Here is a 14,619-nt window from a genome sequence, read left to right on the forward strand (position 1 = left end):
CCCCGGGACCCCGCGAGGAGCGGGCGGCAGCCCCGGGCCGGAGGTCAGTCCCGGTCGCAGACGAAGACGGCGGTACCGGGAATGAGGGCCCCGCGCAGCGGCGACCAGCCGCCCCAGTCGGAGTCGTTCCACACCGGCCACTCCGGCTCGACCAGGTCGGTCAGCCGGAACCCGGCGCCCACCACGTCGCGCACCCGGTCGCCGAGCGTGCGGTGGTGCTCCACGTAGACGGCCCGCCCCCGCTCGTCCTGCTCGACGTAAGGGGTGCGGTCGAAGTAGGAGGAGGCCACGCTCAGGCCCTCCGGTCCGGGCTCGTCCGGGAAGGCCCAACGGATCGGGTGGGTGACCGAGAAGACGAACCGCCCGCCGGGCCGCAGCACCCGCCGCACCTCGCGCAGCACCTGGCCGGGGTCGGCGACGAACGGGATCGCCCCGTAGGCCGAGCAGGCCAGGTCGAAGGAGCCGTCGGCGAAGGGCAGGACCGAGGCGTCCGCCTCGACCAGCGGGAACGGGGCGCCGATCCGCAGGGCGTGCTGGAGCTGGCGGTGCGAGAGGTCGAGGGCGACCGGCCGGGCGCCCTGCGCGGCCAGCCAGCGCGAGCACTGGGCGGCGCCGGCGCCGATCTCCAGGACGTCGCGTCCGGCCAGCGCCCCGGCGGGGCCGAGCAGGCGGGCGTCCTCCTCGTCGAGGCCCTCGGGGCCCCAGACGAAGCGGTCGTCGCCGAGGAAGGCGCCGTGCTCGCTCTGGTACTCGTCGGCGTTGCGGTCCCACCAGCCGCGGCTGGCCCGGGTGCTCTCCGCGGGTGAGGCGTCACGCCGCGTGGCCTCCGCGTCCTCCGCGTCGTGGCTCCCGGCGTCCGACGCCGTCCCGCCCGGAACCCCGGTCGCCTGAAAACCGCTGGACTCTTGGATGACCGGCTCCTCACCGCTAATCTTCGAACCGTCCGCGCGGCCTCCGCGCCGGCTCCAGGAGTCCTTCACGGACGCCTGCCGGCGGGTGTCGCGCGCTCGCGGCGGCGACCTCGCACGACGGAATTTCTGCCGGGATTGTGGCATTTCGCCCGTGGTGCGCGCTTCGCGCATTGACCCTGCCCGGCTGCCCCCGTATGCTACAAGTTGCGCTGCGGGCCTGCGCACCTCAGACGTAGCAGGTCGCGCTCGCATCTGTTGTATGTCCCCTCGGTTCTCGAGGCGCTGCTTGAAAAAGTGGCGCTTACTTGGCTGTCCGGCTTCTGCAGAGCGAAACGGGCTCCCGGCGTAAGCAGTACCTACGACTTCAATGTCCGTACCGGAGCCCTTTCCCACATGACGAGCAGCACCGAGACCACCGCCACCACGCCGCAGGTAGCGGTCAACGACATCGGTAACGAGGAAGCCTTCCTCGCCGCGATCGACGAGACGATCAAGTACTTCAACGACGGCGACATCGTCGACGGCGTCATCGTGAAGGTCGACCGGGACGAGGTCCTGCTCGACATCGGTTACAAGACCGAAGGTGTCATCCCGAGCCGCGAGCTCTCGATCAAGCACGACGTCGACCCGAACGAGGTCGTCAAGGTCGGCGACGAGATCGAGGCCCTGGTTCTCCAGAAGGAGGACAAGGAAGGCCGCCTGATCCTCTCGAAGAAGCGCGCCCAGTACGAGCGCGCCTGGGGCACCATCGAGAAGATCAAGGAAGAGGACGGGATCGTCACCGGTACCGTCATCGAGGTCGTCAAGGGTGGTCTCATCCTCGACATCGGCCTCCGCGGCTTCCTCCCGGCCTCCCTGGTCGAGATGCGCCGTGTCCGCGACCTCCAGCCCTACGTGGGCAAGGAGCTCGAGGCCAAGATCATCGAGCTGGACAAGAACCGCAACAACGTGGTCCTGTCCCGCCGTGCCTGGCTCGAGCAGACCCAGTCCGAGGTCCGCCAGACCTTCCTCACGACCCTGCAGAAGGGTCAGGTCCGCTCCGGCGTGGTCTCCTCGATCGTCAACTTCGGTGCCTTCGTGGACCTGGGTGGCGTCGACGGTCTGGTCCACGTCTCCGAGCTGTCCTGGAAGCACATCGACCACCCCTCCGAGGTTGTCGAGGTCGGCCAGGAGGTCACCGTCGAGGTCCTCGACGTCGACATGGACCGCGAGCGTGTCTCCCTGTCGCTGAAGGCGACGCAGGAGGACCCGTGGCAGCAGTTCGCCCGGACCCACCAGATCGGTCAGGTCGTCCCGGGTAAGGTCACCAAGCTGGTTCCGTTCGGTGCGTTCGTCCGCGTGGACGAGGGCATCGAGGGTCTGGTCCACATCTCCGAGCTGGCCGAGCGCCACGTGGAGATCCCGGAGCAGGTCGTCCAGGTCAACGACGAGATCTTCGTCAAGGTCATCGACATCGACCTCGAGCGTCGCCGCATCAGCCTCTCGCTGAAGCAGGCCAACGAGGCCTTCGGTGCCGACCCGTCGGCGGTCGAGTTCGACCCGACCCTGTACGGCATGGCCGCGTCCTACGACGACCAGGGCAACTACATCTACCCCGAGGGCTTCGACCCCGAGACCAACGACTGGCTCGAGGGCTACGAGAAGCAGCGCGAGGAGTGGGAGCGCCAGTACGCCGAGGCGCAGACCCGCTTCGAGCAGCACCAGGCCCAGGTCATCAAGTCCCGCGAGGCCGACGAGAAGGCCGCTGCCGAGGGTGGCGAAGCCGCTCCGGCCGCGACCGGTGGCGGCGGTTCGTACTCCTCCGAGGGCGGCGACACCTCCGGTGCGCTGGCTTCGGACGAGGCGCTGGCCGCGCTGCGCGAGAAGCTGGCCGGCGGCCAGAGCTGAACGCGTTCCGCGCGCCCGGCTCTTCGATGAGCTGACGCGAGCCTGAGGAAGGCCCCGCCCGCACCCGACAGGGAGCGGACGGGGCCTTTCCCGTTGCCGGGGTCGCCGGGTCCCGGGGCGCGGGAATGTCCGCGCCCCCGGGCACGTTCTGTGATCAAGGAACGACAGGAGGACCCACAGTGCTTGATCCGCAGGGCTTGTACGCATGGGAGCCGAGTGGTCTGGCCGTCGCCGAGATGGCGCTCGCGCAGGAGTCGGCCGGGCTGGTCATGCTCTACCACTTCGACGGATACATCGACGCGGGCGACACCGGCGACCTGATCGTCGACCGCCTGCTCGACTCACTGCCCCACCAGCTCGTCGCCCGTTTCGACCACGACCGGCTCGTGGACTACCGCGCCCGCCGCCCCCTGCTGACCTTCGAGCGGGACCACTGGTCGGGCTACGAGGAGCCGAAGCTGGAGCTGCGGATGCTCCAGGACGCCACCGGGGCGCCCTTCCTGCTGCTGTCCGGCCCGGAGCCGGACGTCGAGTGGGAGCGGTTCGCCGCAGCCGTCCGCGACATCGTCGAACGCCTCCAGGTCCGGCTCAGCGTCAACTTCCACGGCATCCCCATGGGCGTCCCGCACACCCGCCCGGTCGGCCTCACGCCGCACGGCAACCGCACCGACCTGGTGCCCGGGCAGCGCAGCCCGTTCGAGGAGGCCCAGGTGCCGGGCAGCGCCGAGGCGCTCGTCGAGTACCGGCTGACCCAGGCGGGGCACGACACGCTGGGTGTCGCCGCCCACGTCCCGCACTACATCGCCCGCTCCCGCTACCCGGACGCCGCGCTCACCGTGCTGGAGGCCGTCACCTCCGCCACCGGACTCGTCCTGCCCGCCGTGGCGCACTCGCTGCGCACCGACGCGCAGCGCACCCAGACCGAGATCGAGCGGCAGATCCGTGAGGGCGACGAGGAACTGGTCGCCCTCGTCCAGGGGCTGGAGCACCAGTACGACGCGGCGGCCGGCGCGGAGACCCGGGGCAACCTGCTCGCCGACCCGGCCGACCTGCCCTCCGCGGAGGAGCTGGGGCGGGAGTTCGAGCGGTTCCTGGCCGAGCGCGAGGGCGGCGAGGGCTGACCCGCGCCGCCCGGCCGGGCCCCTGTTCGCGGTGCCGGCGCCGCGCACTAGGCTGCGGACCATGCTGAATGTGGGGCTGACCGGCGGAATCGGTGCCGGCAAGAGCGAGGTGTCCCGGCTGCTCGTGGCGCACGGGGCGGTGCTGATCGACGCGGACCGCATCGCCCGCGAGGTCGTCGAGCCGGGCACGCCGGGGCTCGCCGCCGTGGTGGAGGCCTTCGGCCCCGAGGTGCTGGCCGCCGACGGGAGCCTGGACCGTCCCAGGCTCGGCGCGATCGTCTTCGCCGACCCGGAGAAGCGGGCCGTGCTCAACTCGATCGTCCACCCGCTGGTCGGCGAGCGGAGCCGTGAACTGGAGGCGGCGGCCCCGGCGGACGCCGTCGTCGTGCACGACGTGCCGCTGCTGACCGAGAACGGGCTCGCGCCGCTCTACGACCTGGTCGTGGTGGTGGACACCAGCCCCGCGACCCAGCTGGAGCGGCTGACCGGGCTGCGCGGCATGAGCGAGGAGGACGCCCGCGCCCGGATGGCCGCGCAGGCGACCCGCGAGCAGCGGCTGGAGATCGCGGACGTCGTCATCGACAACGACGTCCCCCTGCCGGAGCTGGAGCGCCGGGTCGCCGAGGTCTGGGACGACCTGCAGCACCGCGCCCGCCCGGCGTGACGCCACGCTCGGGTCGCGGCCGGCAGTGGGGCTGTTGCCGGGGGAACAGCCGAGGCCGTCGGAGCGTTGAAGGCGTTCGCCGAGGGAAGGCTGCTCACCGAGAGAAGGAGGGCAGACGTGCCCGACACCAGTGGCGCGTCCGGGAGCACCCCGGAGACGCATGTGATCGACTTCCGGGCCGCCGAGCGACTGCTGGCCGCCCGGGACCCGCGCGGCGCGGTGAAGCTGCTCGACGCGGTGATCGCCGCGCACCCCGAGAACACGGCGGCCCGGCTGCTGCGGGCCCGGGCGTTCTTCGCCGCCGCGCAGCTCCGGCCGGCCGAGCTGGAGTTCACCGTCGTGCTGGAGCGGGAGCCGGACAACGCCTACGCGCACTTCGCGCTGGCCCGCACCTACGAGCGGCAGGGCCGGCACGACCAGGCCCGGCGGCACTTCCGGCTGGCCGCGGCCCTGGACCCGCGCCCCGACTTCGTGCGCGCCGCCCGCTTCGACCCGCCGGCGGGTTCCGGCGGGTGAACCGCGGCGCGGCCGCCCGGTGTCACTCCGGGTGGTGGTACGGCGGGATGTCCGGCCCCGGCTGGTAGTGCGGACCCTGGCGGATGTGGCGGACGACGACCGCCAGGTCGAACAGGACCACCAGCAGGGCCGCCCCGCACACCAGCGCCCAGCCGGGGTGGCCGGTGAAGGCGAACACCGCGATGCCGAACACCGAGGCGGCCACGCCCCACAGGCTCAGCCACAGTCGCAGGCGCAGCGCGCTGCGGGCGTGCACCGGCTCGTCTCCCGAACGCCGCATCTGCATCACTCTCCCTGACGGACGAGCCCGGAGGCCCGGCCCCGACGCGCCGTCAGCCTCGCGGCTCGGCGGAGGCGGCCGCCGCCCGGCGGGAGGCCTCCAGCCCGCGCAGCCGGTCCATCTCGCGGCGGTCCCGCTTGGTGGGCCGTCCCGTGCCGCGGTCGCGGATGCCGGCCGGGGCCACCGCCTCGCGCGGCGGGGGCGGCGGGCTGTTGTCCACGTAGCACTCGACGGCGACGGGCGCGCCGACCCGCTTGCGGATCAGCTGCTTGACCACGACGACCCGCTCCCGGCCCTCCTGCCGGACCCGGACCTCGTCGCCGGGCTTCAGCGCGAGGGCGGGCTTGGCCCGCTCCCCGTTCACCCGGACGTGCCCGCCCCGGCAGGCCGCGGCCGCCAGCGAGCGGGTCTTGACCAGCCGCACGGACCAGATCCAGACGTCCACCCGAACGCTCTCACTCATGCCGTCGACTCTACTGCGCGGAGCCCGGCCGGCGGGCGGTCCGGCGCCTCCCGCTGATCGGCCCACCCGGCGTGCGACGGGAGGGCGGCCGTCCCACGCTGGGGTGACGCGGGCGACGCCAGAGGGGAGCAGCCGGGCCATGAGCAGTGCCGAACCGCCGACCCCGGCCCCGGCCGCCGGCCGCGGCCCCGGGCGCCGGGGCTTCGTCTTCCCGAGCGCGCTGACCGTGCTCGTGCTGGTCACCCTGGCGGTCTGGCTGCTGGCGTTCCTCATCCCTCCAGGCGCCTACGACCGCGACCGGGACGGCGCGCCGGTACAGGGCACGTACCACCGCGTCGACGCGGAGCTCAGCTTCGTCGACCGGCTGAACGACCTGTTCCTCGCGCCGGTCAACGGCCTCTACGGCATCCGCGGCGAGGACGGCAGGGTCGCCCCGGACCTGACGGGGGAGTTGTACGGTGCGGCGGGCGTCTTCTTCTACGTCCTGGCGATCGGCGCGTTCATCACCATGGTGTTCGCGACCGGGGCCCTCAACCACGGCATCGAGCGGCTGGCCCACCGGCTGCGGAACCACAGCTCGCTGCTGATCGTGGTGATCATGCTGGTGTTCGCGGTGCTCGGCACGGTGTCCGGGTTCGCGGAGGAGACGCTCGGCTTCTACGGTCTGGTCGTGCCGCTGATGCTGGCGCTGGGCTACGACCGGATGACCGCGCTCGGGGTGACCGTCCTGGGCGCGGGCGTCGGCGTGCTGACGTCGACGGTGAACCCGTTCGCTACCGGGGTGGCCTCCTCGGCGGCGGACATCTCGCTGGGCGACGGGATCGTGCTGCGGTTCGTGATGTGGCTGACGCTCACCGCGGTGACCGTCGGCCGTGTGCTGCTCTACGCCCGCCGGGTGCGGCGCGACCCGGAGCGCTCGCTGTCCGGGTTCCGCACCGGCGACCGGGAGCTGGCCGCCGAGTCGCGGCGCGAGGTGCCGCCGCTGACCGGCACGGAGCGGGCCGTGCTGGCCACCATGGTGCTGGTCTTCGCCTTCATGATCTTCGCGGTGGTGCCGTGGTCCGCGGCGCTGACCGGTGACGCCGACGCCGAGCCGTACGGGTTCGAACTGGGCTGGTACTTCCCGCAGCTGGCGGCGATGTTCCTGGTGGCCGCGGTGCTGGTCGGCGTGATCGCCAGGATGGGGGAGCAGCGGGTCAGCGAGACGGTGGTGCGGGGCGCCGCGGACTTCGTGGCGCCCGCGCTCGTGGTGGTGCTGGCCCGCGGGGTCACCGTGATCATGAACAACTCGATGATCACCGACACCGTGCTGCACGGGGTGGAGGGGGTGGTGAAGGGGACCTCGTCGGGGATCTTCGCCATCCTGGTGTTCGTGGTGAACCTGCCGCTGGCGTTCCTGATCCCCTCCACCTCGGGGCACGCCACCCTGGCCATGCCGATCATCGCCCCGTTGGCCGACTTCGCCGGCGTCCCTCGGGCGGTGGCCGTCACCGCCTGGCAGGCGTCCAGCGGGATCATGAACCTGTGGGTGCCGACCAGCGCGGTGATCATGGGCGGCTGCGCCCTGGCGAAGGTCGGCTACAACCGCTACCTCCGCTTCGTGCTGCCGCTGCTGGGCCTGCTGTTCGTGCTGATCTGCCTGTTCCTGGCCTTGGGCGCGACGCTCACCTGACCACCCGCCGTCGAGGCGGCCGGCCGAAGGGCCGCCGGTGCCGTGACGATCACCCGGCCGTCTCCTCGCCTACGCTGGGACGACATGGACGACGACCTCGCCGCGCTGGACCTGCGGATCAGCGAATGCCGGGCCTGCCCGCGGCTGGTCGCCTGGCGCGAGGAGGTCGCCCGGGTCAAGCGGGCGGCGTTCGCGGACTGGGACTACTGGGGGCGTCCGGTGCCGGGCTTCGGGCCCCCGGACGCCCGGCTCGCCGTGGTCGGACTGGCCCCCGCCGCGCACGGCGGCAACCGGACCGGCCGGATGTTCACCGGGGACCGCTCCGGGGACGTGCTGTACGCCGCGCTGCACGAGGTGGGGCTGGCCTCGCAGCCGGTCTCCACCCACCGAGGCGACGGGCTGGAGCTGTACGGGGTGCGGGTGACCGCGCCGGTGCACTGCGCCCCGCCCGAGAACCGGCCCACCCCGCTGGAGCGCGACACCTGCCGCACCTGGCTGGTCCAGGAACTCGCCCTGTTGCGGCCCACCGTGCGCGCGGTGGTGGTGCTCGGCGCGTTCGGCTGGCAGGCGGCGCTGCCCGCCCTGGCGGCCGCGGGGTGGACGGTGCCGCGGCCGCGTCCGGTGTTCTCCCACGGGGCGCGGGTGCGGCTGGAGCCCACGGTGCCGGGGGCCGCCCCGCTCGAGGTCTTCGGCTGCTTCCACGTCAGCCAGCGCAACGTGTTCACGGGGAAGCTCACGCCGGCGATGCTCCGCGAGGTCCTGACCGCCGCGGCGACCGAGGCCGGGCTCCGCCCCGCGACGGAGCCGCGGGGCGGGCCCGCTGACGCTCAGGGACGCCAGGCGTAGCGGACGTCCGGTTCGCGCTCCTCGTTCGCCGCGCCGTCCGTCCGCTCGACGGCGACGAAGCCGTGCCGCTCGTAGAACCGGGCGGCCCGCTCGTTCACCTGGAACGTCCAGAGCCGCAGGCCCTCGGGCCGCAGTTCCTTGGCGAGCGCCACGAAGCGGTCCCCGAGCCCCCTGCCCCGCCACTCGGGAGCCAGGTACAGCTGGGCCAGTTCGGCGCCCTCCAGGACCATCACACCGGCCGTCTCCCCGCCGGCGACCGCCACGTACGTCTCCAGGGACGGCACCACCACCCGCCGGAACCAGCCGCGCACCTCGTCGTCGGTGTGCGCCCGCCGCACCGTCGGCAGCGCGGCGTCGTAGGAACGCAGGTACACCTCCGCGGCCGGACCCGCGTCGGCCTCCCCGGCACGCCGGAGCACCACCTCGGGCACCACGGCGGTCGCGGTGATCTCCACCAGCTGTCCGGGGTAGCCCAGGCAGGCCACGCCGATCAGGGTGGAGGAGTGCGGGCCGGCGGCCAGCCCCGAGGCGGCGACCACCTCCCAGACCCGGGCCAGGACGGACGGCTCGCCGCTCACCACGTAGACCTCGGTGCGCACCACGTCCGCCAGGCCGCTGCCCACCGCCGCCAGCTGGCGCCGCAGATTGGCGATCACCTGACCGGCCTGGGCAGGCGGGTCGCCCTCCCCGACGAGCTCGCCGTCCGCGTCCAGCGGCACCGTCCCGGCCAGCAGGGCGAGCCGGGTACCGGCCTCCACGACCGAGACGTGCGAGTAGGCGGGAGGGGCGAACAGGCCCCGGGCGGTCACGACGCGCTCGATCATGCGGTCTCCGGTGGTGTCGGGGTGTCGGTCGGGCGGACTCCGCTGCGGAGCCGGGGCGGGCTCCCGGCGGAGCCCGCCCGATCATGCGGGGGAGAGCGCCGCGTCCGCATCCGGATTAAGGCGTCAGGCGTCCGGATCAAGGCGTCAGGCGTCCGGAGCAAGGTGTCACGTGTCCGGATCAAGGTGTCACGCGTCCGCAACACCGCTGTTCGCGCCTGTTCGTGGGGCCTCGGTACGGTGGACGGGTCCCGCTCGGCCGACGACGCCCGAAGACGCCCACCGCACCCGACGGGAGTCTCCGTGACCGCTCGCACCCGCACCCCCCTGCCGCCGTGGCTGGCGCACGCGCTGAGCGCGCGGTGGGAACCGGTGCCGTGGGGCGCCGTGGTCCGGGGGGCGTGCGCGGCCGGCCCGCTGCTGGCGGCGGCGCTGCTCGCCGGGTGGCCGTCCGCGGGCGTCACGGCGGCGCTGGGCGCCATGTTCGCCGGCATCAACGACCGCCCCGGAGGCCGCCGCGCGGCGGTCCACCGGCTGGGCACGCCCGCGGTGTGCGGTGCGGCGGGGCTGGCCTTCGGCACGGTGGCGGGGGACGCCTTCGCCGCCGTCGCGCTCACCCTGGTCCTCGCGGCGGCCGCGCTGGTGGCCGGCGCCGTCAGCGCGGTCGGGCCGGTGGCCTCCGCGGCCGGCACCCAGTTCCTCGTGATGTGCGCGGTCGGGGCCGGCGCCCCGCTGCCCGCCCCGGCCTGGCAGCGGGCCGTGTGCTTCCTGCTCGGCGCCGGCTGGCTGATCGCGCTCCGGCAGGTGGCGGCCCGCCCGGCCGGACTGCGCGCCGTCACCCGGGAGCGGCGGGCCGCCGCCGTCGAGCGCGCCGCCGTCGCGCAGGCGTACCGGGCGGTGGCCGCGCTGCTGGAGGCCGCCGGGACCCCGCAGGCCACCGCCCGCCGCACCGCGCTGACGGCCGCCCTCGACCAGGCGCAGGACGCCCTCGCCGGCCCCTGGTGGCGCAGCCACGCGAGCACCGCCGCCGAGAGGCGGCTGCACGCCCGGTTCGCCGCCGTGCTGCCGCTGGCCGAGGCCGCCACCGCGCTGGCCTGGGCGGGGGAGACGGTGCCCCGCCGCGCGGTGGAGTCGCTGCGCAGGCTGGCCGCCGCCGTCGGCGAGGCGGGCCGCCCGGGGCCGCTGCCCGCCCCCGAACGCGCCACCGCGGCGCTGCGGCGGCTCGACGAGGCGCTGCTGCAGGCCGCGCTCACCTTCGACCGGGGCGACGACGCGGTCCGCCCGCACGCCCTGCGGCGCGGTCCGGGCGCCGCGGTGCGCACCGCGCTGGGCCCGGGCGGCCGGGAGTACGGGCTGCGGGTCGCCCTCAGCTTCGGCGCGGGCGCCGCCGTCGCCCAGGCACTGCACCACACCCACTGGTACTGGCTGCCCGCCACCGCCGTGTTCCTGGTCAAGCCCGACCTGGGGCCGCTGGTCTCACGGGTGCTGTGCCGGGCGGCCGGCACCGTGCTGGGCGCCGCGCTGTTCGCCGGGGCGGCGGCACTGCTGCCCCGGCCGGCCGGAGAGGTGGCCCTGGTGGTGGCCGCCGGCTCCCTCATCCCCCTGGCCACCCGTCACTTCGCGGCGCAGACCGCGGTGGTGACCGTCCTGGTGCTCGCCCTGATGGTCGCCGGAGGGGAACCGCAGGCCGCCGTGGCGCGCATCGGGGAGACGCTGCTGGCCTGCGGCATCGTGCTGCTGGTGGGGCACCTGCCGGTGCCCGGCCGGGCCGGCGGACGGGTCGGGGCGCAGCTCGCGGACGCCGCGGGGGCGGCGGAGGCGCACCTCGCCCACGTCCTCGGCGAGCCCGACGCGCCCCGCACCGGCGACCGCCTGGCGCAGGGCCGGACGCTGCGCCGGGAGGCCTACCGCACCCTGGCGAAGGCCCGCGCCGCCGCGGCGCTGGCGGCCGCCGAACTGCCGCTGCCCGCCCACACCCGCGGTACGGCGGGCGCCGGCCGCACCGCGGCCCTGCTGGAGGAACTGGTGGACACGGTCACCGCCTGCGCGGTCCAGCTCGACGACACCGGCCACCTCACCGCCCGCCACACCCGCCGGCTGACCCAGCTGCTCGAGGAGCTCGCGGCCGCGCCCCGCCCCCGGCCCCGCACCGCCCCGCTCAGGACGCCCTGAGCGGCGCGGGAAAATCACCTCCCCCGGAGCGATGAGTTCTCCGGTGACGACCGGTCAGCACTGCTGTCGACGCATCCACCGGTTCCGAGGAGGGGACGTGAGTCTTCCGCAGATCGTCACGCGGGAGGAGTGGCGTGCCGCGCGCGAGGCGCTGCGGGCCCAGGAGGAGGAGCTGGACAGGGCCCGGCGGGCCCTGAACGCGCGGCGGCGCCGGCTGCCGATGGTGGAGGTGGGCGACGAGTACGTCTTCGACGGCGGGGACGGCCGGGCCACCCTGCGCGACCTCTTCGAGGGCCGGCCCCAGCTGATCGTGCACCACTTCGTGTTCCCGCCGGAGTGGGAGGCCGGCTGCCCGCGGAGCGCCGCGTTCCTCGACCAGGTCGGGCCGCTGCCCCACCTGTGGGCGCGGCACACCAGCTTCGCCGTGGTGTCGCGCGCTCCGTTCCGGCGGATCCTGCCGTTCAAGGCCCGGATGGGCTGGGCGGTGCCCTGGTACTCCTCCGCGGGCGGCCCCTTCGACGCGGACTTCGACGTCACCGTGGTGCGCGGGGGACACCTCGTGGACCGGCCGGGGCTGAGCTGCTTCCTGCGGGACCGGGACCGCGTCTTCCACACCTACTCGGCCTTCGAGGACGGCCTGGAAGGCATCGGCGCGCTGGGCGGCCTCCTCGACCTGACCGCGCTCGGGCGGCAGGAGGAGGGGGAGGAGCCGCCGGGGCGGGCCCGCGCGCTGGGCGCGGGCCCCCGTCCGGCGCTGCGGTACCACGACGCGTACGAGTGAGGACGGCCGTGACGGACGGGCCGTGGACTCCGGCGCGCGCTCCACGGGTCCCGGGCCGGGACCCGGCGGGCCCCGCCCGCGGGCTGCCGGTCAGGCGGTGACGGGGGCCGACCAGGCCGGTGCCGCGCCCGTCACCTGGCACAGCGCCAGGTACAGCGGGATGGGCGGGGTGTACGGAACCGTGCCGTCGGGCGCGTGGAGCAGCTCGGGCACGGTGCGGGGCACCTCCGGCAGCACGGCTCCCGGCACGTACCGGACCGGCTCCGGCCAGGTCATCGCGTAGTCGGAGTCGGCGGGCACGATCCACCACCACTGTGTGCCGTCGGCGTACACACAGCCCACCCGCGGCAGGTGGGGCAGGGCGCGGGCCGCGAGGTCCGCCGGGACCACGACGGCGTCGCAGCCCAGCGGCAGGCTCATGCGCTCCGGCAGAGCCAGACGCCGGGCCGCCGCCGGACCGCCCGTTCGGCGAGTCATGCGTACCAGTGTGTCCATGGTCATGCTCCGGCCTCCGGCGAATCCCGCGCTCACACCCATTCGGCCCCCGTCCCGGTGCCGTCCGCCCTGGGCAGGGCGGCGGCCCGGCTCTCCGTCTCGCACTCGCCGTCGGCGTCGTCCTCCGGCTCGGGCGGCGCGCCCCAGCCGAGGTCCAGATGGGCCACCTCCGCCCACACCAGCATTCCCGCGTCGTGCCGCTGGGCGCCCCAGGCACGGCACATCGCGTCCACCAGCAGCAGGCCGCGTCCGTGTTCCCGCTCCGGGTCGGGGGGCCGCACCTGGACCTCCTCGGCGGCGCACCCCTCGTCGCGCACCGTGATCCGCAGCGCGCCCGGGACCCGCCGCACCTCGCAGACCACGCGCTGACCCCCGGTGTGCACCACCGCGTTGGTCACCAGCTCGGAGATCACCAGCAGCGCGGTGTCGTAGGCGTCCTCCGTGATCCGCCAGCCGGCCAGTTCCCCGCGAGCGAGGCGGCGGGCCCGGGCCGGCGTGGAGGGATGCGCGGGGAGCTGGACCCGGAACCTCCGCTCGGCGGTGGGTCCGGCCACCGGAGACGGCTTCCCCTCGGCGGAGGCGGCACTTAAGGGCGCGGGCGGAATCACGCATGCCACTATCGCCGCGTCAAGAACACTTGGCAAGAGCCACTCTGAAAGTTGCAGAGTGCCTGGAGACTCTCTGAGTCGGCCATGGCACACTGCTCTCCGATGCCGCGAGGGAAGCTTCCAACCGTCCCCAACAGCGGTTTCACCAGAACGTGTCGGACAGACGTGCGGGACAAACGGGGGTATCGCGTGGCAGCCGGTCCGGTGACGCCGCCGCCAGGAGGCCAGGAATGAGCGAGCCGAGATCCGCGCCCACCGTCGGGCAGGTGGTGCTCGGCCGTCGCCTGCTGGACCTGCGGGAGAGCGCCGGGATGAAGCGCGAGGAGGCGGCCCGCCTCCTGCACGTCGCCCCGGCGACGGTGCGGCGCATGGAGACCGCCGAGGTCGCGCTCAAGATCCCGTACGTCCACCTGCTGCTCAAGGCGTACGGGGTGGACGACGAGGAGGCGCAGGCCTTCGTCCGGCTCGCCGAGGACGCCAACAAGCCCGGCTGGTGGCAGCGCTACCACGACATCCTGCCCGGCTGGTTCTCCCTGTACGTCAGCCTCGAGGGCGCGGCCTCGCTGATCCGCGGCTACGAACCGCACTTCGTGCCGGGCCTGCTGCAGACCGAGGACTACGCACGGGGCGTGATCCGCGCCGGGGCCACCGGGCGGGAGGACCCGGAGCAGACCGAGCGGCTGGTGGCGCTGCGGATGCGCCGCCAGCAGCTGCTCACCCGCCGCGACGCCCCCCGGTTCTGGGTGGTGATGGACGAGACGGCGCTGCGCCGCCCGGTCGGCGGACCCGAGGTGATGCGCGCCCAGATCGGCCGGCTGCTGGAGGCCGCCGACCTCCCCCATGTGACGTTGCAGGTCGCCGAGTTCTCGGCCGGCCCGCACGCCGGGACGTACGGCCCGTTCGTGCTGTTCCGGTTCGCCATGCCGGAGCTCCCGGACATGGTCTACAGCGAGTACCTGACCGGGGCTGTCTACCTGGACGCGCGGGCCGAGGTGTCGGCCCACCTGCAGGTCATGGACCGCATGGCGGCGGCAGCCGCCACCGCACAACGCACGAAGGAGATCCTGCGCGATCTCCGCGAGGAGTTTGCATGACACCGATCTACAACGGGATGCCGGCCGGTCTGCTGGGGAGCGAGGGCTGGCGCAAGCCCTGGAGCGGCCCCAACGGGGGCAACTGCCTGGAGGCGATGAAGCTCGCCGACGGCCGGGTCGCACTGCGGCAGTCGACCGACCCGGAAGGCCCCGCGCTGATATACACCAGCGCCGAGATGACCGCCTTCATCGAGGGCGCCAAGGCGGGTGAAGCCGACTTCCTCCTCTCCTGACGACCGGCGTGCCGTCAAGACGCCGCTGCCGGGCGGCGATCCACGGGGCCGGTGG

The 14,619-nt window shown here is 74.2% G+C and carries 16 protein-coding genes and 1 pseudogene; 10 read left to right on the forward strand and 7 right to left on the reverse strand.

Features of this window, described 5'->3' with window-relative positions; genetic code table 11:
* Positions 1–44 precede the first annotated feature (44 nt).
* Positions 45–980, reverse strand: a complete 936-nt coding sequence (locus tag Sfr03f_RS12585; protein WP_372514416.1) for a class I SAM-dependent methyltransferase — start codon at positions 978–980, stop codon at positions 45–47.
* 324 nt (positions 981–1,304) lie between these two features.
* Here Sfr03f_RS12585 and rpsA point away from each other — a divergent pair, with 324 nt between their 5' ends.
* The 4 genes from rpsA (at position 1,305) to Sfr03f_RS12605 (ending at position 5,099) form a co-directional block, all read left to right on the forward strand.
* Positions 1,305–2,798 (forward strand): 30S ribosomal protein S1, encoded by a 1,494-nt coding sequence (gene rpsA, locus Sfr03f_RS12590; protein WP_108953929.1) that lies wholly within the window; start codon positions 1,305–1,307, stop codon positions 2,796–2,798.
* 179 nt (positions 2,799–2,977) lie between these two features.
* Entirely contained in the window at positions 2,978–3,919 is a 942-nt protein-coding gene (locus Sfr03f_RS12595) for a PAC2 family protein (protein WP_108953930.1), read from the forward strand.
* 61 nt (positions 3,920–3,980) lie between these two features.
* Positions 3,981–4,583 (forward strand): dephospho-CoA kinase, encoded by a 603-nt coding sequence (gene coaE, locus Sfr03f_RS12600; protein ID WP_108953931.1) that lies wholly within the window; start codon positions 3,981–3,983, stop codon positions 4,581–4,583.
* 117 nt (positions 4,584–4,700) lie between these two features.
* A complete protein-coding gene (locus Sfr03f_RS12605) occupies positions 4,701–5,099 on the forward strand; it encodes a tetratricopeptide repeat protein (protein ID WP_108953932.1) in 399 nt (132 codons plus the stop codon).
* Positions 5,100–5,121: 22 nt separating this feature from the next.
* On the opposite strand, the gene Sfr03f_RS12610 is transcribed toward Sfr03f_RS12605, so the two are convergent.
* Positions 5,122–5,379, reverse strand: a complete 258-nt coding sequence (locus Sfr03f_RS12610; RefSeq protein WP_372514417.1) for a DUF6343 family protein — start codon at positions 5,377–5,379, stop codon at positions 5,122–5,124.
* 52 nt (positions 5,380–5,431) lie between these two features.
* Entirely contained in the window at positions 5,432–5,983 is a 552-nt protein-coding gene (locus tag Sfr03f_RS12615) for an RNA-binding S4 domain-containing protein (RefSeq protein WP_108954092.1), read from the reverse strand.
* Between Sfr03f_RS12615 and Sfr03f_RS12620 the strand changes: the two genes are divergently transcribed.
* The gene (locus Sfr03f_RS12620; protein ID WP_108953934.1) at positions 5,982–7,514 is read left to right on the forward strand and encodes a YfcC family protein; all 1,533 of its coding nucleotides are present in this window, start codon (positions 5,982–5,984) and stop codon (positions 7,512–7,514) included. The genes Sfr03f_RS12615 and Sfr03f_RS12620 overlap by 2 nt on opposite strands.
* 84 nt (positions 7,515–7,598) lie before the next feature.
* Positions 7,599–8,360: a uracil-DNA glycosylase gene (locus Sfr03f_RS12625; RefSeq protein ID WP_108953935.1), complete on the forward strand. Its 762-nt coding sequence runs from the start codon at positions 7,599–7,601 to the stop codon at positions 8,358–8,360.
* Here Sfr03f_RS12625 and Sfr03f_RS31205 read toward each other — a convergent pair.
* The gene (locus tag Sfr03f_RS31205; protein ID WP_245967548.1) at positions 8,342–8,794 is read right to left on the reverse strand and encodes a GNAT family N-acetyltransferase; all 453 of its coding nucleotides are present in this window, start codon (positions 8,792–8,794) and stop codon (positions 8,342–8,344) included. The two genes, Sfr03f_RS12625 and Sfr03f_RS31205, sit on opposite strands and share 19 nt — an antisense overlap.
* A 54-nt stretch (positions 8,795–8,848) precedes the next feature.
* A pseudogene (locus tag Sfr03f_RS31210) lies at positions 8,849–9,184 on the reverse strand (RidA family protein); the annotation flags it as partial.
* A gap of 300 nt (positions 9,185–9,484) precedes the next feature.
* Here Sfr03f_RS31210 and Sfr03f_RS12635 point away from each other — a divergent pair.
* Both Sfr03f_RS12635 and Sfr03f_RS12640 read left to right on the forward strand, forming a co-directional pair.
* Positions 9,485–11,353: an FUSC family protein gene (locus Sfr03f_RS12635; RefSeq protein WP_108953937.1), complete on the forward strand. Its 1,869-nt coding sequence runs from the start codon at positions 9,485–9,487 to the stop codon at positions 11,351–11,353.
* Between the two features lie 97 nt (positions 11,354–11,450).
* A complete protein-coding gene (locus tag Sfr03f_RS12640) occupies positions 11,451–12,134 on the forward strand; it encodes a DUF899 family protein (protein ID WP_108953938.1) in 684 nt (227 codons plus the stop codon).
* A 90-nt stretch (positions 12,135–12,224) separates the two neighbouring features.
* On the opposite strand, the gene Sfr03f_RS12645 is transcribed toward Sfr03f_RS12640, so the two are convergent.
* Positions 12,225–12,671, reverse strand: a complete 447-nt coding sequence (locus Sfr03f_RS12645) for a hypothetical protein (RefSeq protein ID WP_108953939.1) — start codon at positions 12,669–12,671, stop codon at positions 12,225–12,227.
* Complete coding sequence (locus Sfr03f_RS12650; protein ID WP_245967532.1) at positions 12,662–13,183, reverse strand: ATP-binding protein; 522 nt, start codon at positions 13,181–13,183, stop codon at positions 12,662–12,664. Before Sfr03f_RS12650 ends, Sfr03f_RS12645 begins: the two co-directional genes overlap by 10 nt.
* 284 nt (positions 13,184–13,467) lie before the next feature.
* On the opposite strand from Sfr03f_RS12650, the gene Sfr03f_RS12655 reads away from it, so the two are divergent.
* Together Sfr03f_RS12655 and Sfr03f_RS12660 are read left to right on the forward strand one after the other, a co-directional pair.
* On the forward strand, positions 13,468–14,331 hold the full coding sequence (locus tag Sfr03f_RS12655) for a Sco1979 family transcriptional regulator (protein WP_108953940.1): 864 nt from the start codon (positions 13,468–13,470) through the stop codon (positions 14,329–14,331).
* A complete protein-coding gene (locus Sfr03f_RS12660) occupies positions 14,328–14,564 on the forward strand; it encodes a DUF397 domain-containing protein (protein ID WP_108953941.1) in 237 nt (78 codons plus the stop codon). Before Sfr03f_RS12655 ends, Sfr03f_RS12660 begins: the two co-directional genes overlap by 4 nt.
* The last annotated feature ends 55 nt before the right edge of the window (positions 14,565–14,619 follow it).

Origin of the sequence: Streptomyces fragilis (assembly GCF_003112515.1) — a bacterium.
In the GTDB taxonomy this organism is placed as follows: Bacteria; Actinomycetota; Actinomycetes; order Streptomycetales; family Streptomycetaceae; genus Streptomyces; species Streptomyces fragilis.

Excerpts from the sequence above, each read along its gene's own strand:
- Sfr03f_RS12615 (WP_108954092.1), bottom strand. The coding sequence starts at position 5,983 with ATGGCCCGGCTGCTCCCCTCTGGCGTCGCCCGCGTCACCCCAGCGTGG.
- Sfr03f_RS12625 (WP_108953935.1), top strand. The coding sequence starts at position 7,599 with ATGGACGACGACCTCGCCGCGCTGGACCTGCGGATCAGCGAATGCCGG.
- Sfr03f_RS12620 (WP_108953934.1), top strand. The coding sequence starts at position 5,982 with ATGAGCAGTGCCGAACCGCCGACCCCGGCCCCGGCCGCCGGCCGCGGC.
- rpsA (WP_108953929.1), top strand. The coding sequence starts at position 1,305 with ATGACGAGCAGCACCGAGACCACCGCCACCACGCCGCAGGTAGCGGTC.
- Sfr03f_RS12660 (WP_108953941.1), top strand. The coding sequence starts at position 14,328 with ATGACACCGATCTACAACGGGATGCCGGCCGGTCTGCTGGGGAGCGAG.
- Sfr03f_RS12610 (WP_372514417.1), bottom strand. The coding sequence starts at position 5,379 with ATGCGGCGTTCGGGAGACGAGCCGGTGCACGCCCGCAGCGCGCTGCGC.
- Sfr03f_RS12655 (WP_108953940.1), top strand. The coding sequence starts at position 13,468 with ATGAGCGAGCCGAGATCCGCGCCCACCGTCGGGCAGGTGGTGCTCGGC.
- Sfr03f_RS12645 (WP_108953939.1), bottom strand. The coding sequence starts at position 12,671 with ATGGGTGTGAGCGCGGGATTCGCCGGAGGCCGGAGCATGACCATGGAC.
- coaE (WP_108953931.1), top strand. The coding sequence starts at position 3,981 with ATGCTGAATGTGGGGCTGACCGGCGGAATCGGTGCCGGCAAGAGCGAG.